The sequence below is a fragment of the Tolypothrix tenuis PCC 7101 genome (genome assembly GCF_963874875.1).
GTDB lineage: Bacteria > Cyanobacteriota > Cyanobacteriia > Cyanobacteriales > Nostocaceae > Aulosira > Aulosira tenue.
On the sequence record NZ_CAWNJS010000001.1, the window covers coordinates 7,337,098 to 7,360,619 of the forward strand.

Annotated in this window: 24 protein-coding genes and 1 tRNA gene; 12 read left to right on the forward strand and 13 right to left on the reverse strand. The window is 42.2% G+C overall.

The annotated features are described in order from the left end of the window. The first annotated feature begins 274 nt into the window (after window positions 1–274). Window positions 275–541 carry an extracellular matrix/biofilm regulator RemA gene (gene remA, locus AACU25_RS28955; protein ID WP_045868126.1) on the forward strand — a complete coding sequence of 89 codons (267 nt, stop codon included), beginning with the start codon at window positions 275–277 and terminating at the stop codon, window positions 539–541. A gap of 168 nt (window positions 542–709) precedes the next feature. Beyond that, window positions 710–1,309 carry a guanylate kinase gene (gmk, locus tag AACU25_RS28960; RefSeq protein ID WP_096581582.1) on the forward strand — a complete coding sequence of 200 codons (600 nt, stop codon included), beginning with the start codon at window positions 710–712 and terminating at the stop codon, window positions 1,307–1,309. 277 nt (window positions 1,310–1,586) lie between these two features. Here gmk and AACU25_RS28965 read toward each other — a convergent pair whose 3' ends face one another. From AACU25_RS28965 to AACU25_RS28975, 3 genes are all read right to left on the reverse strand, one after another. Further along, entirely contained in the window at window positions 1,587–2,102 is a 516-nt protein-coding gene (locus tag AACU25_RS28965) for a photosystem I reaction center protein subunit XI (RefSeq protein WP_096581584.1), read from the reverse strand. A gap of 265 nt (window positions 2,103–2,367) precedes the next feature. Continuing rightward, window positions 2,368–2,517 (reverse strand): photosystem I reaction center subunit IX, encoded by a 150-nt coding sequence (psaJ, locus tag AACU25_RS28970; protein ID WP_045868123.1) that lies wholly within the window; start codon window positions 2,515–2,517, stop codon window positions 2,368–2,370. Window positions 2,518–2,556: 39 nt separating this feature from the next. Further along, the gene (locus AACU25_RS28975; RefSeq protein WP_045868122.1) at window positions 2,557–3,051 is read right to left on the reverse strand and encodes a photosystem I reaction center subunit III; all 495 of its coding nucleotides are present in this window, start codon (window positions 3,049–3,051) and stop codon (window positions 2,557–2,559) included. Between the two features lie 292 nt (window positions 3,052–3,343). On the opposite strand from AACU25_RS28975, the gene tsaD reads away from it, so the two are divergent. Beyond that, window positions 3,344–4,390 carry a tRNA (adenosine(37)-N6)-threonylcarbamoyltransferase complex transferase subunit TsaD gene (tsaD, locus tag AACU25_RS28980; protein ID WP_096581586.1) on the forward strand — a complete coding sequence of 349 codons (1,047 nt, stop codon included), beginning with the start codon at window positions 3,344–3,346 and terminating at the stop codon, window positions 4,388–4,390. An 81-nt stretch (window positions 4,391–4,471) separates the two neighbouring features. Here the strand turns inward: tsaD and AACU25_RS28985 are convergent, their stop codons facing one another. Both AACU25_RS28985 and AACU25_RS28990 read right to left on the reverse strand, forming a co-directional pair. After that, window positions 4,472–5,380, reverse strand: coding sequence for an alpha/beta fold hydrolase (locus tag AACU25_RS28985; protein ID WP_096581588.1), 909 nt, complete (start codon window positions 5,378–5,380; stop codon window positions 4,472–4,474). Window positions 5,381–5,492: 112 nt separating this feature from the next. Next, entirely contained in the window at window positions 5,493–6,212 is a 720-nt protein-coding gene (locus AACU25_RS28990; RefSeq protein WP_045868119.1) for a hypothetical protein, read from the reverse strand. A gap of 488 nt (window positions 6,213–6,700) precedes the next feature. Here AACU25_RS28990 and AACU25_RS28995 point away from each other — a divergent pair, with 488 nt between their 5' ends. The 6 genes from AACU25_RS28995 (at window position 6,701) to AACU25_RS29020 (ending at window position 12,404) form a co-directional block, all read left to right on the forward strand. After that, window positions 6,701–7,228, forward strand: a complete 528-nt coding sequence (locus AACU25_RS28995) for a GNAT family N-acetyltransferase (RefSeq protein ID WP_096581590.1) — start codon at window positions 6,701–6,703, stop codon at window positions 7,226–7,228. A gap of 331 nt (window positions 7,229–7,559) precedes the next feature. After that, a tRNA-Pro gene (locus AACU25_RS29000) sits at window positions 7,560–7,633 on the forward strand. Window positions 7,634–8,294: 661 nt separating this feature from the next. After that, window positions 8,295–9,122, forward strand: a complete 828-nt coding sequence (locus AACU25_RS29005; RefSeq protein ID WP_096581592.1) for a Tic22 family protein — start codon at window positions 8,295–8,297, stop codon at window positions 9,120–9,122. Window positions 9,123–9,131: 9 nt separating this feature from the next. After that, a complete protein-coding gene (prmC, locus tag AACU25_RS29010) occupies window positions 9,132–10,055 on the forward strand; it encodes a peptide chain release factor N(5)-glutamine methyltransferase (protein ID WP_096581594.1) in 924 nt (307 codons plus the stop codon). 474 nt (window positions 10,056–10,529) lie between these two features. After that, window positions 10,530–11,114, forward strand: a complete 585-nt coding sequence (locus tag AACU25_RS29015; protein ID WP_096581598.1) for an L-threonylcarbamoyladenylate synthase — start codon at window positions 10,530–10,532, stop codon at window positions 11,112–11,114. A gap of 342 nt (window positions 11,115–11,456) precedes the next feature. Beyond that, entirely contained in the window at window positions 11,457–12,404 is a 948-nt protein-coding gene (locus AACU25_RS29020) for a sensor histidine kinase (protein ID WP_096581600.1), read from the forward strand. Here the strand turns inward: AACU25_RS29020 and AACU25_RS29025 are convergent. The 7 genes from AACU25_RS29025 to AACU25_RS29055 all read right to left on the reverse strand — a co-directional run bounded on the left by AACU25_RS29025 (window position 12,346) and on the right by AACU25_RS29055 (window position 18,437). Beyond that, window positions 12,346–12,813 (reverse strand): GNAT family N-acetyltransferase, encoded by a 468-nt coding sequence (locus AACU25_RS29025; protein ID WP_096581602.1) that lies wholly within the window; start codon window positions 12,811–12,813, stop codon window positions 12,346–12,348. The two genes, AACU25_RS29020 and AACU25_RS29025, sit on opposite strands and share 59 nt — an antisense overlap. A gap of 340 nt (window positions 12,814–13,153) precedes the next feature. Then, a complete protein-coding gene (locus AACU25_RS29030) occupies window positions 13,154–13,384 on the reverse strand; it encodes a hypothetical protein (protein WP_096581604.1) in 231 nt (76 codons plus the stop codon). A gap of 183 nt (window positions 13,385–13,567) precedes the next feature. Next, window positions 13,568–14,002, reverse strand: a complete 435-nt coding sequence (locus tag AACU25_RS29035) for a hypothetical protein (RefSeq protein WP_190445797.1) — start codon at window positions 14,000–14,002, stop codon at window positions 13,568–13,570. Between the two features lie 197 nt (window positions 14,003–14,199). After that, complete coding sequence (gene secF / locus AACU25_RS29040; protein ID WP_096581608.1) at window positions 14,200–15,168, reverse strand: protein translocase subunit SecF; 969 nt, start codon at window positions 15,166–15,168, stop codon at window positions 14,200–14,202. Then, complete coding sequence (gene secD / locus AACU25_RS29045) at window positions 15,165–16,577, reverse strand: protein translocase subunit SecD (RefSeq protein ID WP_096581610.1); 1,413 nt, start codon at window positions 16,575–16,577, stop codon at window positions 15,165–15,167. Before secD ends, secF begins: the two co-directional genes overlap by 4 nt. Before the next feature lie 224 nt (window positions 16,578–16,801). Further along, complete coding sequence (locus AACU25_RS29050; protein WP_096581612.1) at window positions 16,802–17,785, reverse strand: alpha-ketoacid dehydrogenase subunit beta; 984 nt, start codon at window positions 17,783–17,785, stop codon at window positions 16,802–16,804. 361 nt (window positions 17,786–18,146) lie between these two features. After that, window positions 18,147–18,437 carry a helix-turn-helix domain-containing protein gene (locus AACU25_RS29055; protein ID WP_045868108.1) on the reverse strand — a complete coding sequence of 97 codons (291 nt, stop codon included), beginning with the start codon at window positions 18,435–18,437 and terminating at the stop codon, window positions 18,147–18,149. Window positions 18,438–18,771: 334 nt separating this feature from the next. Between AACU25_RS29055 and AACU25_RS29060 the strand changes: the two genes are divergently transcribed. Then, window positions 18,772–19,986, forward strand: coding sequence for an RNA-guided endonuclease InsQ/TnpB family protein (locus tag AACU25_RS29060; RefSeq protein WP_096581614.1), 1,215 nt, complete (start codon window positions 18,772–18,774; stop codon window positions 19,984–19,986). Window positions 19,987–19,997: 11 nt separating this feature from the next. Here AACU25_RS29060 and hemB read toward each other — a convergent pair whose 3' ends face one another. Continuing rightward, a complete protein-coding gene (gene hemB / locus AACU25_RS29065) occupies window positions 19,998–20,978 on the reverse strand; it encodes a porphobilinogen synthase (protein WP_096581616.1) in 981 nt (326 codons plus the stop codon). An 8-nt stretch (window positions 20,979–20,986) separates the two neighbouring features. On the opposite strand from hemB, the gene AACU25_RS29070 reads away from it, so the two are divergent. Then, window positions 20,987–21,247, forward strand: coding sequence for a hypothetical protein (locus AACU25_RS29070; protein ID WP_096581618.1), 261 nt, complete (start codon window positions 20,987–20,989; stop codon window positions 21,245–21,247). Window positions 21,248–21,886: 639 nt separating this feature from the next. After that, window positions 21,887–23,515, forward strand: a complete 1,629-nt coding sequence (gene prfC, locus AACU25_RS29075; RefSeq protein WP_096581620.1) for a peptide chain release factor 3 — start codon at window positions 21,887–21,889, stop codon at window positions 23,513–23,515. Window positions 23,516–23,522: the final 7 nt, after the last annotated feature.

Genomic DNA, 23,522 nt, shown 5'->3' on the forward strand with positions numbered 1-23,522 from the left:
GAGGGTTTTAACCTGTTGCCAAATTGTCGAGAATTGGTATTAATAGGTTTATGTATTAAAAAAGACCTGTAAGTATAATTTGTCTAAGGTTTATTTCGCATATATCTTTAGGATGATTTTCAGGTAAATAAGTGTAGAAATCGCTAAAGATAGCAATTTTTATATAAAAACTAGGAATAACGTTAATTTAAGCGTTGTAACTCGAATTTTTTAGGGATAACATGGAAATAATTATGTACTGACTGCTCACAGACCATTTGGTATCCGTTTATTTATGGAAATTCAATTAATTAATATAGGTTTTGGCAACATCGTATCTGCTAACCGCGTAGTTGCCATTGTTAGTCCAGAGTCTGCACCGATTAAGCGGATCATCACTGATGCCCGCGATAGAGGTCAACTGATTGACGCAACCTATGGTCGGAGGACGAGAGCTGTGATTATTACCGATTCCAGCCACGTCATTTTGTCAGCGATTCAACCAGAAACTGTAGCGAATCGCTTCGTAATTTCCCGCGAACATCAAAATGTAGAAAATTAAATCAGGGTGGGCTATTAGCCCTACCCTATTTGCACCACATCGGCAGTACTATGTGAATTAGACGATATTTTATGTGACCCCTGTTACTAATTTCTTAGTCGAAAGTTACAAGTTAACCAATACTAGACTAAGAAATCCCGTCTATCGATTAATTCACAGGTTTAGCGGATGATGCAAGTTCTACCCATCCAGAGTGCTGCTACTACTAAAGAATGCCTGCCTCATGGCCGGCTGATTGTTTTAACTGGTCCCAGTGGAGTTGGCAAAGGTACTTTAATGCGTGTACTTTTGCAACGTCATCCGGAACTCTATTATTCTGTATCCATGACGACTCGTTCTCCTCGTTCTGGGGAAATCAACGGCAAAAATTATTATTTTGTGAGCCGTAGCAAGTTTGAACAATTAGTGGCCCAAGGCGAATTCTTGGAATGGGCAGAATTTGCTGGTAATTACTACGGAACACCCCGTGAAGTTGTGCTTAACCAGGTCAATTCTGGAAAGTTAGTGGTACTAGAAATTGAGTTGGAAGGAGCAAGACAAATTCGTGCTTCTTTCCCTAGTGCCCATAGCATTTTTATATTGCCACCTTCCTTCGAGGAACTGGAAAAGCGGATACGCGGTCGCGCCCAAGATTCTGAAGAAGCGATCGCTCGTCGTCTGCGCCGCGCTCAAGAAGAAATTCAAGCAGCAGATGAATTTGATGTTCAAATCGTTAATGACGATTTTGAAACCGCTTTAAATGCGTTAGAAGCAGAATTATTCGGGTAATTTGGCATTTTTATTCCCAGCTTGAGCGCTTTCATAATTCACTAGATAAAAGGACAGATAAAACAGCCGGGCTGTTTTATCTGTCCTTGTTGGCTTTATTACAGTTAGTCGGCGCTTGATTGTTCATCCCACTTCAGGATGGGATGAACAGCCAGCAAAATACTTGGGGCATAAAGAACAGGGCATTGATATTTGTCTCATATCTCATACCCCATACCCTATGCCCTATGTTCGCTCTCATCCACCACAGCAATTGGTGGGATGAAAACAGATAAATTTAACCTACTAGGCCTTGAATGAGTGCCAAATTAATTGTTAAGAAGTAAGCAACTACTGCACCACCAATACCACCAATTAAGAAAGCACTGGCAAAGTTATTCCAGCCTTCATTGCTAGTAAAAGCATCTGGAGGATTACCAGCGGTAACGCTAGCAAGTGCTTTGGGAGGATTGCTGTGGGAATACAAAGACAAAGCAGCGGTCAGAAGTACAACCAAGCCAACTGCTCCAAGTAAGCCAGCTAAGTCAGCACTGGGTGTATTCCGCAGTGGGCCTAATTTAGCAAAGGGCCCAAATAACCAGTAACCATGAGCCATACCAACTTCTAGCCCACGTCTAAAAGGAGTAAGCCCAGGACGATATGCGGGTAAGTTACCAATAAACCACTTCACTAAGGGAGAAGAATTAACTGGTGTTTCGAGGTTACCTATTTGTGGATCGCGTCCTGCGGGAAAAACAACCTCACGATTTCTAGGATCGCTGGGATTATTTTTGGATGCATCTACTGCTTGCATATTTTATGTTGCCTCTAAATTTAGAATTGTGGCAGTTTCATATTAATAATAATTGTATCTAACGGTGATTTTTGGCAGATAAGTTTAGAAAAATTAATTTAGCTAATTTCAATAAATGAAACTCGCAACCTGTTGACAGCATTACGAGTTTCATTTATTGATAACGCCTATTATAGTTATATTTTCACCCCATGAGGTTGAAGTATATAACTACAGGATATAAGACAGAAGACAACAAATTCAAATTTGAAAAGATGTCTTCTAATTATGGTAATGGGTGGAAAAGTAAGTCTGGGAAAAAGCGGTTAAATTCAATCAAAATCCCGGCTGTAATTGTTAACCAAATGGTAGCTGCTACAGGTGCCGTGGAAATAAACTTAATCAAATATGATGAGCTATCGCCTTTGTCTGCCATGAATTTAGCCTCCAAAACAAGTTAATTAATGGTGATGAATTAGCGTGGGGAAATGGGGATTTCTGTATCCTTAGCGGTTAATTCACCTGAGAGTAATTCTTTGATAGCAGAGGCAGGCCAAGCAAAGCCTGTTGCTATAATTGGTAGCGCCAAACCGAGGTCGATTTGGATTTCTTTTTGTTCAGTATCAGAAGCCTTTTTGATGGCTTGTAGATAAGTACGACCTACCCAACCAATCCAACCAGCAATGTAAAGGAAGAGAATGCTGGGGATTAAAAAGTCACCTGCTTTATCGAGACGACCATCCACAATCAAGTGGGGGTAACCCTCAGGTCCGCACAATTCTTGAGCATAACGCTCAAACCGTTTTTGGCCTGATTGGGGATCGGCGGTAGTATTCCGGGCATTTTTTGCTAGCTCTTGAAAAGCGGGAGTGTCTGCACATGGTTTCAGATCAGCCCCCAGTGCCTTCGCAGGTGGGGCAAAATTGAACCAAAGACAAATCGCTAAAGCCAAAGCAAACAATCGTCGCATGGAGTTGTTTCCTTTTATTACAAAACAAAAAGTTTTTTGTACAAAACGAAGCGGCTTGTACAGTGTTTATTTAGATAACTAGCAAGTCATCATACTCTTGCCGGGGAACCGAGTAAAGTTTAAGTAAATAAAAGTTAAAGCTTCTCAACTAAGTTTCTATTGAGTTCTGAGTTCAGCGTGCCAACTGCCGAGTAAAATTTCGTAATATTTGAGCATATTCAAGGCTGCTCACTGAACGCCAAAACCCAGGACTTTAGACTCCCCATTCAATACTCATAATTCTTGTGTAGCAATGGCAACCGTTTTAGCAATCGAAACTAGCTGTGATGAAACTGCCGTAGCAATTGTTAACAATCGTCAGGTTTGTAGCAGCATCATAGCTTCTCAAATTCCCATCCATCAGCAGTATGGCGGAGTAGTACCAGAGGTAGCATCTCGCCAGCACTTAGAAACGATCAATTGGGCGATCGCTCAAGCTTTAGAGCAAAGCCAATTAAGCTGGGAGCAAATTGATGGCATAGCTGCCACCTGCGCCCCTGGACTTGTCGGCGCGCTGTTGGTAGGGTTAACTGCTGCCAAAACTTTAGCAATCATCCAAAAAAAGCCATTCTTGGGAATTCACCATCTCGAAGGCCACATTTACGCAACTTACTTGAGTGAGCCAACTTTAAATCCCCCTTTCCTTAGCTTACTCGTTTCGGGAGGACATACAAGCTTGATTTATGTCAAGGATTGTGGTAAATACGAAACCCTAGGAGAAACCCGTGATGATGCGGCGGGAGAGGCTTTTGACAAAATAGCGCGGCTGTTAAAGCTGGGTTATCCAGGAGGGCCAGTAATCGATCAATTGGCACAAACAGGCAATCCCCAAGCTTTTGCTTTGCCAGAAGGCAAAGTTTCCCTCCCTGGTGGGGGATATCATCGCTATGACGGCAGTTTTAGTGGCTTGAAGACAGCTGTACTGCGGTTAGTGCAGCAACTAGAGAAGAATAATACTCCCATCCCCATACCCGATGTTGCAGCCAGCTTTCAAGAAACTGTAGCGCGATCGCTTACCAAAAGAGCGATCGCCTGTGCCTTAGATTATGGACTCAGTACAATTGCTGTGGGTGGAGGTGTAGCAGCTAACAGCGGACTGAGAAAAAATTTACAAGCTGCTGCTGCCGAGCATAACTTGCGCGTCCTCTTTCCGCCGTTAAAATTTTGTACAGATAACGCTGCCATGATTGCCTGTGCCGCCGCCGAACATTTATCGCGAGGGCATACCTCTCCTCTGACGCTGGGCGTGGAATCTAGGTTATCGCTGGCTCAGGTGATGAATTTATATCAACAAGGTTAGTGGGCATAGGGCATAGGGCATAGGGCATGGGGCATCGGTTATTACTTTCCTGCTCCCTCTGCTTCCTCTCCTCCCTCATCCCTAGGCTTCAACAATTGAGCTGATATGACTCGCCACCGCCTCTGGCTGTTCTAACATTGCCAAATGACCGCAATCAGGAATTTCTATCACATTGTCGCCAGAGTATTGGAATAGCCTATGAAAGCTAGCTAGGTGACGAACATACTTGGGTTCCATCACTTTGTCGTTGGTTCCCGTTAAGAAATAAACTGGCTGCTTCAGTTGGGAAACTAATTGTGGTAGGCGGTTAACTTCTTCTTCGGTTGTCGAATCTAACAGCGATCCCAAAGCTGCTTCTGGATCGGCTACGACAAAATCAATCACTCGCTGACGTGCCCAATAACGCTCTAAAGGACGCGCTACACTGGCTCTGGTAAACAGCAAATCAATCAAAGGTATTTGTGATAGCCAGCGCGGACGTATCTGTAAAAATCGCTGCCCTGCCGAACGAAACTGCTCAAAGGATTCCTTCAGATAAATACCACCACCGGCATTGATACAGATGACTCCCTGAATACAATCAGGCATTTGTGCTGCTGCCCAAAGAGCGATCGTCCCACCTAAAGAGTGGCCGATCAGCCAAGCACTAGTGATATTTAGCTGCTGCAACAGCACTGCTAAATCTTGAGCATAGGCAGATGGAGTATATAGAGGATCGAAGCTGGAGCCAACTGGACTACTGGGAGTGGGAGGTAGATTTACAGAAATTTGCTCTCGGTTAAAATCCGTTTCTGGCTGGGACCGTGACTCACCAAAACCCCGTAAATCGTAAGACAAGCACTGAAAATCTAATGACAGCCGCGAAATAACAGGCTGCCAGTATCCACGGCTATTTAGCCAACCGTGGATAAAAACTAAAGTATGAGGGCAAGAGGTAGGAGCTGTTAATTCGTATGCGTGGGGAACACCCAAGATTTCGATGGTTGCCATACTTAATATCGTACCTTTAAGGGCGGGTACGACTAAATACGCAATATTACAGGATGAAGGCTAAACGGCAAAGGTGGAAAAATTTTCTCCTGCTTAATTAATAATTCTTAATTTATTTACCTAATAGCCTGTGCCGCACTCCTTCAGCAATTTTGTGTCCTAAATATTCGGGAATCAAGCTTTCGTTGGGCCCCAGCAAATACAGAATCAGCCTTGTACGTCCACGCCAAACTAGTAAGTTGGCGTTGACTACCAACAGGTCTTCCTGCCAGATGGCGTACATGACTTTGTAGAATAATCCTGGCTGATTATCAGCCTCAATAACTAGGGCCGGGAGATGAAAGACCGGATCGACATAGAATTCTGTCTGTACTAAATCTAAGCCGCTATCGAGATTGAATTCTACAGCCAGCATTTCTTCTACCTCAAACCGTCCTCCTAATGCCTCACGAATTGCTCGACAGACATTATCAGCGGTTTTTTCGGTCAAAGCTTTGCTACCGCGAGACACTAGCAGTTTGATAAAAACTAGCATTGGCGCTCGAATTTGACCGTATAAGCTCAAACCATGAATTGTTAGCCCATAAGCCGCCAGCACGCCAAAAATATCGCTGAGGAGAAAAGACTGGTTACGGTAGGCAAAATGTAGGGCACTTTTACTACCTTCCGGTTTTAACTCGATTACGGCGCGTCTGGTTTTATAGAGACGGTAGGCTAATCGTAAGTTTTGTAGTTGAATTTCACTGCTAACAAACTGTTCATAAAACTGGGGAAACGCTCGATTAAAGCGCTTTAGAAGTTCCAGTGTGGAAGATTTTAAACCAGAAGCCATCTTTGGTGTAAGACTCGCAAGATAAGTCAACAAGAGACTGGGGACTAGAAACTGGGGCTAGGAAATTAGAGATTAACAATGGGCACTAAGGACTGGGTAACTCCACGAATAAATGCGCTGGATAGAAATCAGTACGCCTCAGGTGTTGCAGTATACGGTTACCTATAATTTTTCTCCATATATATAAAGATAGGCGCTGGCGACTAATTATTTCCCTATTTCTCATACTCAGTCATTAATCCTTATATAAAATTCACTCTACTTATCTTTCCCTTTTGGTGAATTTCTCCTAGCTTTGCAACAAAATGCTAAAGTTGAAAATGATTGGTGCGAAACACGCCCTAGCAGAGTGTTGCCATTGAGCATCCGCAAAACACCAAAACAACCTTGAGTGTGAGGGATACTAGATGGTACTGGCTTTGTGAAACGTGAATCACCACTTTTTATAGTGGTAACCAATTCAGTTATACTACCCGAACCGCGTTGGCATGGGTTTTTGGAAAACTTGGTTTAGTACTTCTGAATCTACTGCGGCAAGCAGAACAGGTGCCTTTGAAGAGATGAGTGCGGATGTGATGGGCAACTCTAGCCCCAGTAGCGATCGCATTGTCTTTAGCACAGAGCGAGAGATTGACTTGTATGAACTCGAAGAACTCTGTGATGCCGTTGGTTGGTCGCGTCGTCCGTTGCGAAAAGTTAAAAAAGCTATTGAGCATAGTTTTCTCGTCGCCACAATGTGGCAAGTACGTGGAAACCAAAGGCGGCTCATTGGTTTTGCTCGCGCTACTTCCGATCATGCTTTTAATGCCACAATCTGGGATGTGGTAGTTCACCCAGACTTTCAAGGGAAAGGACTGGGGAAAGCGTTGATGAAATATGTCCTCAAAAAACTCAGAAGCGAAGAGATTAGCAATGTGACTCTCTTTGCTGACCCCCATGTAGTCGATTTTTATCGGACTATGGGTTTTATGGCTGACCCAGAAGGTATAAAAGGTATGTTCTGGTATCCTCATTAAATCTTTGAGAGAAATCACCAACTTGCGACTTTAATTTAGTTAATATAGGCAAAATCTCCTAAAAATTAGTTTTAAAAGGTTTATTTGAGATGCCAGCAACTACCTTGATGGTTAACCTTGGTTGGCGTTAATTATTTATGGGTGCTAAAAGCTGATAAAATCTAGACTATTGGCAGATGCAGAAAAAAAGTTAGCCAATATCTGCTAAGTCTGATATAATTAGCATAGTGCTTTGCTCGGCTACCGAATTGATTAGTAACTTTGGTAGTTGTTCAATGCTCAAGCTATTTTTCCGGAATGCGATCGCGCAACTGAAAGATAGATTGATTAACGGGATGTAGCGCAGCTTGGTAGCGCGCCTGCTTTGGGAGCAGGATGCCGCAGGTTCAAATCCTGTCATCCCGATTCAGATAATCATTAAAAAAACCGTAGTTCTATAAATTGAGCTACGGTTTTTTAATTATTGAATAAAAAAAATCGATAGTTAATGGGAGGGTTTGTTTTGTCCAATATATGTGCTGCTAAATTAGATATTTTTTCGGAGAAGTGTAATTTAGCTTTGCTGCTCTTAGGCTATTGTGTAAGCGATTGTAGACTAAATTGTCAGTTTAGCAGCTAGTTATCTAGAGCCTGAATATTATACATAGCTAGATAAATTTCAGTAGATTTGAAATTAAAGGCAATTGGAACGATTCACTATATAATGTCGTCATTTATAGCAGGGTAAAGAAAATCAAATGACATTTAGCGCTGAAATAATTTGAGCAATTTATCCAGTCTGGATCGCACCATATAATAAGCATCTACGGCATTTTCTCCCCAAGAGCAAAAATAGCCTAGTTAACATTGAGTAAGCAGCATTTAAGCATCATCAATAGGTGAAGGCGATCCTGTAGCAATCCTAAATTATTGGAGAATATTACTTTTTGAGGGTTGTCTATTTACATGCAATAGATAGCAGCAATTTTTCACATTTTTAAGGGATTGCTATATAACTAAAACAAGTTGGTTTTGCAAATCCAACTGTTTGCTTGAAAGAATTAAATTGTTGACACGAGGAGTAGTCATGAAATCATTGGTTCGCTGGGGCGCAACATTAGGTCTAGTTGGCAGTACACTCCTAGGATCAGTCTTTGCAGGCAATATACCAGTGCTGGCATTGTCTGAACAGCAAATAAAAGACAAGTTAGATTCCGTACCTGTTTATTTGGTGACGAATGAAAAAGGTTTACCCCTCAGTCGTCCCTTACCAGAAAATCAAAACGGGCAAAAAGCTGGTGGCTCAGTGACAGGAGTTTATTTGAGCCGACAAGAAGCCCAAAAATTTATCAACGATTTGCGAAATACCAAAGAAAAAGATCCGAAAATTCAAGAAATGCTTAAAAGTCTCCAGGTGACAGCAGTGCCTCTGGGGGTAATTTATCAGCAATTACAACAAAGTAAAAACCAACCCAACCGTCTTTTATTTGCCTTTAAACCTGTAGATCAGGAAATTCAAGGGGCCGTGGACTTGCTACGCCAAAGTGGTCAAAAGGTAGATCAGTTTAAGAGCGTGCCTGTTTTCGCGGTAAGATTTGCACCGGATCAAGGATATGTACCTATTAAACTGACTGCTAACGAACAGCAGTTGATTCCTTTGTTTTTAAGTAAGCAAGACGCACAGGGTTTATTAAACCAAGTTAAGCCAAAATATCCCAAAGCGGATATTCAGGTAATTGATGTAGACGGAGTCATTAAAACATTACAGGATAAAAACGATCCTTGGCTGAATCAAGTTGTTTTAGTGCCATCTCCAGAATCTAGAGAATATATCAAGACTCTGCCTAGAGATAATAATGCCAATGCACCCAAGGCTCCCGCGCGGAATAATACACAAGCTCCCAAGCCTCGATAACCTGAAAGCATGACGGATACACAGCCAAAAGTAATTTCTGGTTTACAACTTTGGCAGTGGCGACAGAAAGCAATTCAAGCTGCGATCGCCACAGATGTTTCAGTAGCGGAAGTTGATTGGCTACTACAAGAGATAGCTGGTTTAGATCGCTTGGCACTCCGTTTGGAATCGTACAAAAATTGGCCTCAAATTCAACTGGAGTTGTCTTTAGAAGATTTGGATCGATTGTGGCAAAGGCGGTTACACGATCGCTTGCCAGTACAGTACATCGCAGGAGTTACACCTTGGCGACAGTTTAAAATTGCCGTATCGAGCGCAGTTTTGATTCCCCGGCCAGAAACGGAATGCTTAATTGATTTAGCTGTAACAGCAGCTGCAACTGCTGGCACTATCCCATCATTAACAAAAGGAAATTGGGTGGACTTAGGTACTGGTAGTGGAGCGATCGCTCTCGGACTAGCAAGTGTCTTTCCAGAGTCAACCATTCACGCCGTTGATTACAGTCCTGAAGCTTTGGCGATCGCAGCGGCAAATGCCCAAAAGTTGGGATTTGCCAACAAAATTAGGTTTTATCAAGGTTCCTGGTGGGAGCCACTAACACCGATGAAAGGTCAGTTTAGTGGGATGGTATCGAATCCGCCTTATATTCCTACCAGTGCCTTACCTACCCTACAACCAGAAGTAATTCGCCATGAACCACATTTAGCTTTAGATGGTGGTGGTGATGGCTTAGATTGCATCCGCCATTTAATTGAAATCTCTCCTAGCTATTTACGGCCTGGTGGCGTATGGCTAATTGAGATGATGGCAGGACAAGCTGATAGCGTGCGAGAAATTTTGCAAAATCACGGTAGCTATAGAAATATTCAAATTCATTCTGATTTAGAGGGAATTGAACGTTTTGCCTTAGCTTATCTAAAGGATGAAGGGTAAAAGGCGGAAAATTGGAGGTTTTAGCCTCTAATTACTTTGTCAAGTTTTGGGTTAAAGGGAAAAGGGTAAGGGGGAAAGGTAAAGAACAGCCTTGAACCCTTTCCCTTTTAGCTTTCATGGAATCCAATTCTGAGTTTGCGACACATCAATAATATTCTCGAGGGCAAGGCAGTGCCCATACGTGTCAACTTAACGTGAAACCCGCTTGGTTGCAAGGTTTCGCCCTCACCCCCAGCCCCTCTCCCACTAGGAGAGGGGAGCAAGAGATCAATTCCCTTTCTCCCTGGGGGAGAAGGGGTTAGGGGATGAGGGCGAGGGTTTTTGTACAACACGCGCCGTATATAGCTTATAGCTTCAGTTGACACCAATGGGCAGTGCCTTACCCCTACTGTCGCATTTTTTTCAAATTGGTATAAAAATGCAAGCATTTGTACCATAGCCTCATAATATTTAGGAGTTTTCTTCATACTTCCGATGACACAAGTTTCCTTGGCAGAACTGGTAGCTGGCGCACGTGCTGGCAATTTAGTTAGCTTTCCTACAGATACGGTTCCCGCATTGGCAACGTTACCAGAAAAAGCGGCTTTAATATTTGCAGCTAAACAGCGCAATCAAGATAAACCGTTGATTTTGATGGCGGCTAGCGGAACAGATTTGTGGCCTTATGTCCAGGGAAGCGATCGCGAATATCAAATATGGCAAGAATTAACAGCTAAATATTGGCCTGGGGGCCTAACTTTGGTTTTACCTGCATCAGCTTTAGTACCAAAGGAGATGAACCCTACAGACCCTACCACAATCGGAATTAGAGTACCAGCAAGTGCGATCGCTCAACAAATTTTGGCGCAAACAGGCCCTATGGCTACCACCAGCGCTAATCTTTCTGGACAGCCACCTTTGCAGACGATGGCAGAAATTGATGCTCAGTTTCCTGAAGCTTTGACTTTAATCACCACAGAATCTCAAACGGAAGTGTCAGCAATAGGTGTACCTTCGACAGTGGCTAAATGGACGGGGACGAGTTGGCAAATTTTGCGACAAGGTACGATCAAGTTATAGCTATATCAACAAATTAGCTATCTCTTTATACTTGTAGGGAAAAGGGTAAGGGTGAAAGGGAAAGAAAAAACCTTTACCCTTTTCCCTTTCTCCTGCGGAGATGCTATGCGAACACCTTTTCGCCAAATTCAATTTGTATTACTTCTAGGTACAGTCTGGTTTAAATCAACAACTGCCATAACTTTTTAGGGTATGGTATCTTTATTTACCATTATTGGTTTGTCTAAGTTTTTCTCACTTCTGCAAAACATCGGCAATTTTACCGTTATAAATCATGAGAAGTCGGAACTTGATTTTGAGCCTTGGCGATCAATAAATAAAGCTGAATAACTGCTGAATATTATGGATTGGATTAATTGGGTATATTTAGGATCGGGGCTGGCATTGGGTATAAGTTTACGGTGGTTATTTCCCAAATCTAACAACACTAGAACTAGCAATCAGCTAGTAGAAACAACACAGCCACAGCATTTTCCACAGCTACAGCAAACACAACTCGCATACGAAATGGCAAAGGAGATGAGCCAGTTTAAAGCGGGTTTTTTAGCGCGGACTACCCATGAATTGCGATCGCCTCTTAATGGGTTAATTGGTTTACATCAATTAATTTTGTCAGATTTATGCGAAAATCCAGAAGAAGAGCGAGAATTTGTTGCTCAAGCTCACGAAAGAGCGCTTAAGTTGCTCAAATTGATGGATGAAGTTCTCAATGTTGCCAGAGTTGAGCATGGAACCAATAAATTAGATATTCAACCTCTATCACTTAAAGAAGTTTTACAAGAAGTTGATAAATTAATTTATATGCTGGCGGCGAATCGTAACTTTAAGTTGCAAGTGTCGCCGCCAGATCTAGGAATTTATGTTTTGGCAGATCCTCGGTGGCTACGGCAGGTTTTAATTAGCTTAGTAGACACCAGTATTTCTCAAATGGAAGAAGGCGGTATCTCCATTTCTAGCGCTCTTTCACCTAATAAGAATTCTGTATATATTTGGCTAGATGTGCCAATTCATACTCTACCTGGGAGCGAGTCTATAGATTTTATTAAATCGATAGATTTTTTGGACTCGCCAGACACAGCTATTTTGGACAAAACAGAGAACTCTACATTAACTCCAGGAATGAGGCTATTACTCAATCAAACCTTGTTGGAAGAGATGGGAGGAAAGTTGGAAATTGTGCCATTTCCAACCAATCAAGCAGAAATTCCAGAAATCACTAGGTTGCAGGTATCTATCCCCCTCGTAATTCCTGAAGCTGAATTTCCTCAGCCGGTAGAGGCTCAAGGTTAGCTTGGTTATATAACACCATAGTGGTAGTTGTATTCCGCTGAAAACCAATCTTTTCGTAGAAACCTTGCTGGTGAGTAGTCATGAGATAAACACGCTCAACCTGCATCCGAGGATGACTCAAGACTGTTTCTACTAATTTGCTGCCTAATCCTGTACCACGATAGTCTGGATGAATGACAACATCCCAAATTGTGGCGCGATAAATTCCATCGGAAGTGGCGCGAGCAAAGCCAATCAGTCGGTTTCCATCACATACAGAAATTACTGGTTCGCTGTTGCTAATCGCTATACTCAAATCTTCAATACTACGTTCTCTAGCCCAAAAGGCGCAGATATTAAATAGCTGTTGCAGTTGTTCTAGATCAATTTCAGACTTGCGCTCGCTAAATTGAATTTGAGGATAGTTCATGTACAACACCCGATTTAGCAGTATTTTGACTACCGATTATTTCAATTTTTACAGATTTTGCCACAGATGAATCTGCTATTTTTTACGCTATCATCTCTAGCGATCGCACCCATGTTTTTCATTGGTGCAGCCTCGAATCAGCAATGCAAAAAATAGCTTTTTTGATTTTAATGTAGAAACTTCAAACTAGCACAAGATAAGACCTGCAATCATAATATTGCCGCAAATTATGAAATTTTCGGTTCAATCTTGATGAGAGTTTTTTCTGATTAGTTGATGTGCGATATCTTACAGTTTTTATCTAGCAGATAATAGCGAAATAATGCCGTATTTTAAGGAACTATTCAATTTGTTGCCTGAGAGATGGTGTCAAAATCATTATTCCTCGGATAATCTCTTCCGGTGTGGCTATACCATCGATAATCTTTTGATTGCTAGTCATGACTTCCAAAGCCAAGTGAGTAGTAATTCCCTTGGCTTCTAAGCGCTTCAAATCCAAGATGTCAATTCCTGCAGCTAATCCATCTAAATATTCCTCTACACTCACTCCTAAATTTTCAATTTCTGGCATAGATATAATTTTTTATTTTTTGTTTGATAGAAAAAATACAGCTAGGAACGCTATTAATTTATCGAATAGAAACAAAGTAAACTCAAATTAATTTCAATCCTAGACTTACACTGATGGTAATTAATTTAGAATCAGTAAATTTTAAATTTTCGGTAGAGGCTTACTCATCTTGCTCAAGAATTTTTAATGTTTAATTTCTCGCTGAGGCTGACAAACCCACTTCCATAAAGGATGACTTTTTCCCTGCTGACGGATGCGAAAAACTTGCTTTTCTAAACGTTGCTTTTCTGGTTCTGGGAGGCCTACTAAGATATTACGACTTTGCCAAATTAAAACCGAAGCTGTCGTGGCAATACAAAATGCTAAACCAATTGTAGCCAGTGGATGATATACAAGACCGTATCGCACTGCTACCCAGGTAAAGTATTGTCTCCAAAGTGCAATTTCTGATTGTAAATTCCACAAGGAAATAGGTGCGATCGTGAGCCATAAACAAGCCACAAATAACCACCTTCCGTATACCGTCAGCTGATGTAGTCTTTGGACTTGTTGCCCAAAAACTGGGTCAGAATTATCAAAATGATTGCCACTCATTGATGGCTGTTCCGAGTGTTCCATATCCTGTAAAACTGCAAGGTTTGGGTTATACCAAATTGGAATTTAGAATTTGATATTTTTGATTACTCACACTGATTTTGACTGTGTTCCACTAAATTTTAAATTTTTAATCTTCAGTGATATGCATTAATCTCAAATCTCAAATCTAAATCCAAAATTGTTCGACCCAGTTATGAACATAAACCAGCTTAACTCTATTAAGAACTGGCGGAGGTATCAGTAGCATTAGCAGTTGCTACTGCTACTGATTGACCTGTACGTTCTCGCCACCAAGCTAATAGAGTACTAGCAATAAAAATGCTCGAATAAGCTCCCATTGTGAAGCCAATAATTAAAGCTAGGGAGAAATTTCTTAAAGTTTCTCCGCCAAATAGAAAGATAGCAAGTAATGTCAACAATACAGTTAAGGTGGTATTGAGTGACCTGGTTAAAGTTTGATTAACCGCATCATCGACAATCTCAGCAATTGGTCTATCTGGATGAACTTTGATAGTTTCGCGAATGCGATCGTAAATTACGACTGTGTCATTCACAGAGAAACCTGTAATTGTCAGCAAGGCGACGATGAATAAGCTATCTGCTTCAATGCCTAATAGCAAACCCAATATCGAAAAAGACCCAACGGTAATTAAAATATCGTGGAATAGAGCAACGATCGCAAAAATGGCATAGTCCCATTGGAAGCGGAAGGCCATGTAAATGGTGATTCCCACAAAAGACACAACCAAAGCCAGAATCCCAGAGCGAAATAACTCTTGTCCCAAAGTCGGCCCAACAGAGTCAATTTGATTTTTTTGCGGATCAAATTCACCAACTTTTTCGCTTAAGGTATTGCGTAATTTGGTACGCTGATCGGCATCAAGGTTTTTTGTCCGAATTAAGATACCGTTCTCACCAACAATTTGGATACTGCTATCACCTAGCCCTTGTGCTTTAGCGACATCCCGCACCACGCCAATGTCAATTGGTTTATCGCAGTTATTTGGTTTTGTACAGTCGCGTTCAAATTGTAACCGCGTACCACCAACGAAATCCAAACCAGGACGTAGGGGTGCATGGATATTAGGATTTTGCCAAGAAATCACCATTGAGATGATACCGCTGAGGATAAAGACAGCGGAAATAGCCCACCATAGCGATCGCGATTTATTAACAGTCAGTTTCATTGTGCGACCTCTACCTTATTCGCAACTGGTACGTTAGGACAGTAAAGTTCTGTCTTCCGTAAAGATTGAATGGAAATTGCCAAAAACAACAATGTGCGACTACAGGTAATTGCAGTAAACATACTTACTGCTACCCCTAAAGCTAGAGTCAAGGCAAAGCCTTTTACTAACCCAGAACCTAGCCAAAACAGAGCAGCACAAGCAATCCATGTTGTGACGTTGCTATCTAAAATACTCGAAAATGCTCGGTAAAAACCAGATTCTACAGAACGATACAATGATTTACCTGCACGTAGTTCTTCTCTGGTACGCTCAAAAATCAGTACGTTGGCATCAACAGCCATCCCAATACTGAGGATAAAACCGGCAATTCCCGGCAAGGTCAAGGTTACACCCAGCAACGCAAAACACGCCCAAGTCAACAAAGAGTAAATTACTAATGAAATATCCGCAATTAGCCCTGGTAGTCGATAGTACACAACCATAAATATGAGTACTAAAGCCAAACCACCAATCCCAGCATAGATGCTGCTTTGAATACTATCTTTACCTAAGGTTGCACCTACTGTCCTTCTCTCGGCAATTTCTACTGGTACGGGTAATGCGCCACCACGTAGCTGTACGCCTAAGTCATTGGCTTGTTGAGCAGTAAACCTACCTGTAATGACCGCAGAACCACCAGTAATCCCTGTATTAGCGAATTCCGGGCCGACACTAGGAGAACTAATCAATTCATTATCGAGAAAAATGCCAATACCGCGCCCTGTTCCAGCAAGGCTTTTGGTTAATTCAGCAAACAGTTCGCCACCTTTTGGTTTGAAGCGGAGAGCAACATTCCAGTTGTTACCTTGGGTGGGTTCGCCATAGGCATTTTCCAGATATTGACCACCCAGAGGTGGATCTGTACTTTCAAACAATTCTGCGATCGCTTGATTATTTTTCTGTAACTCTTCTTGATTTTTAGCGATCGCCGCCGTATCTTTACTAGTTCTCAATTCCTGTTGCTTGGCTTTTAATTCTGCTCTAGATGCTTGATAAGCAAACAGTTGAGGTTCTGTCCCAGATTTTTGTTTGCGAAATTCTAACTGTGCTGTACCACCAAGAACTCGTTCTGCTTGTTCTGGATCGTTAACTCCTGGCAGTTGTACTAGAATCTTATCTGCACCGACAGTTTGAATTACTGGTTCAGAAACGCCAAGGCCGTTAATCCGTCCCTCAACAACTTTCTTCACCCCTTCCAATTCTTTTTCGGTGATTTGCTTAATTTCTGCTGTAGGCTTCACCTGAATTGTAAGCTGTGAGCCACCCCGTAAATCTAATCCAAGAGGAATAGGGATTGTGAAAATCACCGCAAAAGCGGCGATAATCAACACTACAATTAAAGCTAATAGCGATCGCTGTCTCTGCATACCATAACCATCACTCGCAACTGACAAAGGCTATAATAGCGCTCTTTTTAATAGTTATGAGTTATTGGTTATTAGTAAGAATTGTTACTGGAATTGGGCATGGGGCATTGGGCATAGGGCATTGGGAATGGGTAATGGGTAATTGCGGTTTGTTCCCTTTCCCCTTTTCACTTTCCCCTTTTACCTTTCCCCTTTCCCCTTTTCCCCAGCCCCCAATCCCCAACCTAAACTCGCATAGCCACCATTTTTTCTACGGCTTCTACAATTTGTTCTGGCTGAACAATGGTTAGACGCTCTAGATTACCGTTGTATGGTGTGGGAATATCTTGAGATGAAAGGCGTAGTACAGGTGCATCCAATTCATCAAACAAGCGGTCATTAATAGAAGCGATGACTTCTGCGCCAATACCTGCTGTTCGCATCGCTTCTTCTACGACAATCACGCGATGGGTTTTGCGAATAGATGCACCGATGGTATCAAAATCTAAAGGCTTCAGTGATATTAAATCAATGACTTCTGGGTCGTAACCTTTTTTTTCTAAAGTTTTCACGGCTTGTAATACATGATGGCGCATCCGTGAATAAGTAAGAATTGTGACATCTTTACCACGACGCACAACTTCGGCTTTATCTAAAGGAAGTAAATATTCTTCTGATGGCAGGTCTTCTTTTAAGTTGTAAAGCAGAACATGTTCAAAGAACAGTACTGGGTTATCATCGCGAATTGCTGATTTCAGAAGTCCTTTAGCGTTATAAGGTGTAGAACACGCAACAATTTTTAATCCGGGAACAGCTTGAAAGTAAGTTTCTAAACGTTGGGAATGTTCTGCACCTAGCTGTCTACCAACACCACCAGGGCCACGAATTACCATTGGAATTTTAAAATTCCCGCCGGAAGTATAGCGTAACATCCCAGCGTTATTAGAGATTTGGTTAAAGGCTAGCAGCAAAAAACCCATATTCATGCCTTCGATGATGGGTCTTAACCCAGTCATCGCAGCTCCCACAGCCAAGCCAGTAAAGCTATTTTCGGCGATAGGGGTGTCAAGAACTCTTAGATCACCATACTTTTTGTAAAGGTCTTTGGTAACTTTGTAGGAACCACCATAGTGTCCGACATCTTCCCCAAGAACAAATACATTAGAATCACGCGCCATTTCTTCGTCAATGGCTTCACGGAGGGCGTTGAAGAAAAGAGTTTCTGCCATTTAAACCTTGTATTCACAATTATTGTTTTAGAATCTTATCGCGCCACCGTTGGCAAATACCGTGAGCGATCGCACTACTTGGAAATTTTGGCATAAGGCATAGGGCATTGGGTATGGGGCATCAAAATTTAGACAGGTATTATATCTCCCTGTCTCCCCTAGGTTGAAAGTGCTGAGTGCTGAGTTCTGAGGAGCCACTGCGTTGCGGGGGTTCCCCCCGTTGTAGCAAGTGGCGTTTCTGAGTAAAAATCCCCACCTCGACTTTCATGCAAGGCTTGTGAAAATTTTTTCATTGGGACTGCTTCCTTCTCCCCAGTCCCTAATCCCCAGTCCCCAGCCACCAGTCCCCAGTCCCTAAGTACTACAAACTGGCAAGCGAATCAGTGACTTGAGCTACCACTGCGTCTGGAAAGCGTTTTGGTCTTCCTGGTTTGCGTTTATGTCTCTGGTTTATGGACTTTTCACTAGCTGCTGCCAATTCTTCAGGTGTGCATTTAAACAAACGCAAAGCATCTAAATATTTCTTTGGTGTCATTGTGGGTTCAGTCCGCCCAGCTTCCCAGTTGCGAACACTGGTTTCACTGATTGCAAGCCTGAAGGCAACCTCAGCACGGCTAAGACCAGCACGTTCTCTCAGGACTTGCATATCCATAATCCCATGCTCCTATTGAATAATTTACATTTTGTTTATTAAATCAATTGACATAAAATATCAATTGTTAGCAATTTATTAACTATATACTTTATAAGCGATCGCCTACCCCTCTGGCAAACGCCGCAACGCTTGATTTCTGTAATATCCCGTAAGAAAGTTTAGATAGAAATTTTAAATATCCGTATAGTTTCGTATAAATATCTACGAGTTGTGATGCGTAAAGCCCCCGTATTTTTAATCGGGGTATATAAGCGAACAGGACAAATTTATTTGTCCTGTTCGCTTACAAAGCGTAAATACGATTTATAATATTAAAGGAGGTGATGAACAAGTGTTTAACCTGACATACGAATTTAAGTTAAAGCCCACCCATGCACAAAGCCAAATATTTGAAGACTGGCTAGAAATTAATCGTCGTGTCTATAACTATGCTTTGGCTGAACGCAAGGACTGGTATTTATCACGTAGTTGTCAGATCAACGCTTGTTCACTTAAGCACGAATATATTATCCCTGCCGACACACCCCGCCCAACCTACGCCAGCCAGTGCAAAGCGTTAACTGCTGCCAAAAAAGAGTTTCCTGAGCTTAAAAAAGTACAGTCTCAAGTTTTGCAGCAAACATTAAAGCGTCTAGAAGTTGCATTTGTGGCTATGTGGGAGAGAAATCACGGTTTCCCCCGATTCAAAAAATCGGGACGAATGCGGTCTTTTGTCTTTCCGCAAATGCAAGGTGAAAGACTTAAACCAGGGATGGTTAATTTGCCTGTGATTGGATGGGTTAAATTCCGACAATCAAGGGGAATACCTGACAGTGGCGTAGTCAAGCAATCTCGTGTGGTGAAGCGTGTTTCTGGTTGGTATGTGATGCTAACCGTTCAATGGGATGTATCTGTACCTCAAAGTCTGCCACACGGGGAAGGAGTAGGAATTGATGTAGGGTTAACAAGTTTTATTGCCACTTCTAACGGGCTAACCGTCAAGCCTCCAAGGTTTTTTGGAGATGCCGAACGCAAGCTGAAATTACTGCAACAGCGTGTCTCAAAAAAACGTATTGGCTCGAAAAATTGGCACAAAGCTCAAAAGAAAGTGGCGAAACTACATGAGTACGTTGCTAACTGTCGTCAAGACTGGCACAGAAAATTATCTCACCAAATCTGCGACGATACCGGAATGGTGTTTGTCGAGGATTTAAACTTGGTTGGACTATCCCGTGGGATGTTGGGTAAGCATTGTTTAGATGCTGGGTTTGCTCAATTCTTCAACATCTTAGAGCAAACTTGTTTTAAGCGTGGTGTCTATTTCCAGAAAGTAGACAGCCGTAAAACTAGCCAAATTTGCCCTAACTGTGGTGTCGAGACAGGTACTAAAGAGTTATCACAACGTACTCATGTTTGTTCAAATTGCGGCTATACAACCGATAGAGATGTAGCAGCCGCACAGGTAACTCTGATAAGAGGACTTGCAGCCGTAGGGCATACGGTCAAGATGCTTGCTGAGGGTAAATTCGTTGGAATCCCTGTGAAGCAAGAATCCCCGAATTTCTAATTCGGGGAGTGTCAATTTAACCAGCGCGCCGCATCTTTGGCATGGTAAGTCAAAATTAAATCAGCACCAGCACGTTTAAAGCCAGTTAAAGTTTCCATCACTACACGCTGTTCATCAATCCAACCATTGAGAGCAGCGGCTTTAATCATGGAATATTCACCGGAAACATTATAAGCCGCAACGGGAAGGTTACTAGCTTCCTTAACGCGCCAAATAATATCCATGTATGCTAAGGCTGGCTTCACCATCAGCATATCAGCGCCTTCTGCGATATCAAGTTCAATTTCTTTAATCGCTTCGCGGGAGTTACCAGGATCCATTTGGTAAGTTCTTCTATCCCCAAATTGCGGTGTAGAATCAGCCGCATCTCGGAATGGGCCGTAATAAGCCGAAGCATACTTAGCCGCGTAAGACAAAATCGGTGTATCTTGAAATCCCGCTTCATCTAAACCCGCACGAATTGCTTGCACAAAGCCATCCATCATTCCTGAAGGAGCAATAATATCAGCACCAGCTTTGGCTTGGGATACTGCTGTTTTTTTCAGTAATTCTAAAGTTGGGTCATTTAAAACTCTTCCCGTTAAATCACCTACTTGTAAGTAACCGCAATGACCATGACTTGTATATTCACACAGACAAGTATCAGCCACCACAATTAAATCTGGTACTGCTTCCTTCACCGCAGTAGCTGCTTTTTGTACAATACCGCAATCATGCCAAGCGCCAGTAGCATCTACATCTTTATCGGCAGGAATACCAAATAGAATGATGGCGGGAATTCCTAAGTCATAAACTTCCTTTGCCTCTTCCACAATTTTGTCTACCGACAGCTGGTAAACGCCAGGCATGGATTTGACTTCGTTAGCAATTCCCTCACCTGGTACCGCAAAAAGTGGGTAAATCAAATCACTTGTTGATAAAACAGTTTCTCGTACCATCCGGCGCAGTTGGGGATGTGTACGCAGACGGCGGGGGCGGTGAGTTGGAAACATAAAGTTTTATGAAGAATTACAACGCAAATGGACACAATAGAAAGCGTCACAAAAGCAAGGAAAAACCTTACTTAGTTAGGACAGACTACCAGCAGTGCTTAACTGTCCTTTGCCCTACTGTTGATGAAGCTGTGGGGCAATTTCGTATTGTACAGCGTGATAGACATCACTTAGACGCACTGCAAAAAAAACCTGATAAAAAATCCCCCAAAATTAATTGCAGCAATTTGGTAATGAGTAGTGCAGAAACTAATGTTTCTCAACTATAAATATTATCAATTACCTAATGACTGCTGCGGAATTACCAAGTACCATAATTAGCGCGAAACAACCTCTGCAACTGAATGCCTAATGGTATGGTGAATCTGGGTTGCTAAATACCAGCGCTATTGCCCAAAACTATAATTAGCCCCAGTTTAGTAGATACCCTTTACCTCTGAGGGGAACAATCTCAAGCTTACTTAAAGTAGTACTGCAATCTATTCTTCCATAAAGCCATACATTAAAGAAGAAATTAATAGATTCTTTGGCATTTTTTGTGAATACTATTTGCAGACTGCGATTGAAAAAATAAAAATTTTTATTAATTAGTTGTGTACAAATTGACGCTTTTACCCTTTGAGTTTTAGAAATATCAGGCACAAATCAAAAAACATAAATGACACAAAAAATGCATCCTTCCCTAGATACATAGTTGATCGTTGGTGATTTTTATCGAGGATGTGTGTTTGATATGCAAAAAATCACCCTTCACCTCTATTGCTGTTACTTCCAAATTCTCTTTACCCGATCGCAGGTAGTTCGCGATTTACGACTTGATCGCGTGCATCGTTGTTCTAAGATGAAAAGACTCACCAATCTTGAAAAAAAATTAAGTTAAGTTAACTAAAGAGCAAACAATTACACTTATGTCAACTGAACTCAACTCAGATCTGCATCAGGCTGTTGAACTTCGCCGCAACTTTGCGATTATTTCACACCCGGACGCAGGTAAAACTACACTGACTGAAAAACTTCTGTTATACGGAGGTGCGATTCACGAAGCAGGGGCAGTCAAAGCCCGGCGGGCGCAGCGTAAAGCCACCTCAGACTGGATGGCGATGGAACAGCAACGGGGTATTTCTATCACATCTACAGTATTGCAGTTTGAATATCGTAGCTGTTATATCAACTTATTAGATACCCCTGGACACCAAGATTTCAGTGAAGATACGTACCGGACTTTAGCTGCTGCCGATAATGCAGTGATGCTGATTGATGTGGCAAAAGGTTTGGAACCCCAAACTCGCAAATTATTTGAAGTTTGTAAGTTGCGCGGTATCCCCATCTTTACCTTTGTAAATAAACTCGACCGTCCTGGGCGCGAACCCCTGGAATTATTAGACGAAATCGAACAAGAACTGGGATTGCAAACCTATGCAGTCAACTGGCCGATTGGCATGGGCGATCGCTTTAAAGGTGTATTTGACCGTCAAAATCAACAAATTCACTTATTTGAACGTAGTGCCCACGGTAGTAGAGAAGCGAAAGACACGATAGTCGATTTGGGCGATGCCAAAATTGAGGAACTGCTAGAGCAGGATCTCTATTACCAACTGAAAAACGATTTAGAACTCTTAGAAGGAGTCGGGCCGGAACTAGATTTAGATTTGGTGCATCAAGGAAAAATGACACCAGTATTCTTCGGTAGTGCCATGACCAACTTCGGGGTGGAGCTGTTCTTGAAGCACTTCTTGGATTATGCCTTGAAACCAGGAACTCACAATAGTAGCGTTGGTGAAGTTCCCCCTACATACCCAGAGTTTTCTGGCTTTGTCTTTAAACTCCAGGCTAACATGGACCCGAAGCACCGCGATCGCGTGGCATTTATCCGCGTCTGCACGGGTAAGTTTGAAAAAGATATGACGGTCACTCACGCCCGCACAGGCAAAATCGTCCGTCTGTCTCGCCCACAAAAACTTTTCGCCCAAGAGAGAGAATCAATTGATGTTGCTTATCCAGGCGATGTCATCGGTTTAAATAATCCTGGGGTTTTTGCGATCGGTGACACTATTTACACTGGGCAAAAGCTTGAATATGAAGGAATTCCATATTTTTCACCAGAATTGTTTGCGACTTTAAGGAACCCCAACCCTTCCAAGTTTAAGCAATTTCAAAAAGGGATTTCGGAATTACGGGAAGAAGGTGCAGTACAAATTATGTACTCCACTGACGAAGCCAAACGCGATCCAATTTTAGCGGCGGTGGGTCAGTTGCAGTTCGAGGTAGTGCAGTTCCGCTTACAAAACGAGTATGGTGTAGAAACCATATTAGACTTGCTACCCTATAGCGTCGCCCGTTGGGTTGAAGGCGGTTGGGAAGCATTGAATGAGGTGGGACGAATATTCAATACCACCACAGTCAAAGACAACATGGGACGGCCAGTATTGCTGTTCCGTAATGAATGGAATTGCCAACAGTTACAGGGAGATCATCCCAAGTTAAAATTAAGCGCGATCGCTCCGGTGTATTCTACTCAGCAATCAGTGGAGGGATAATTCCGGA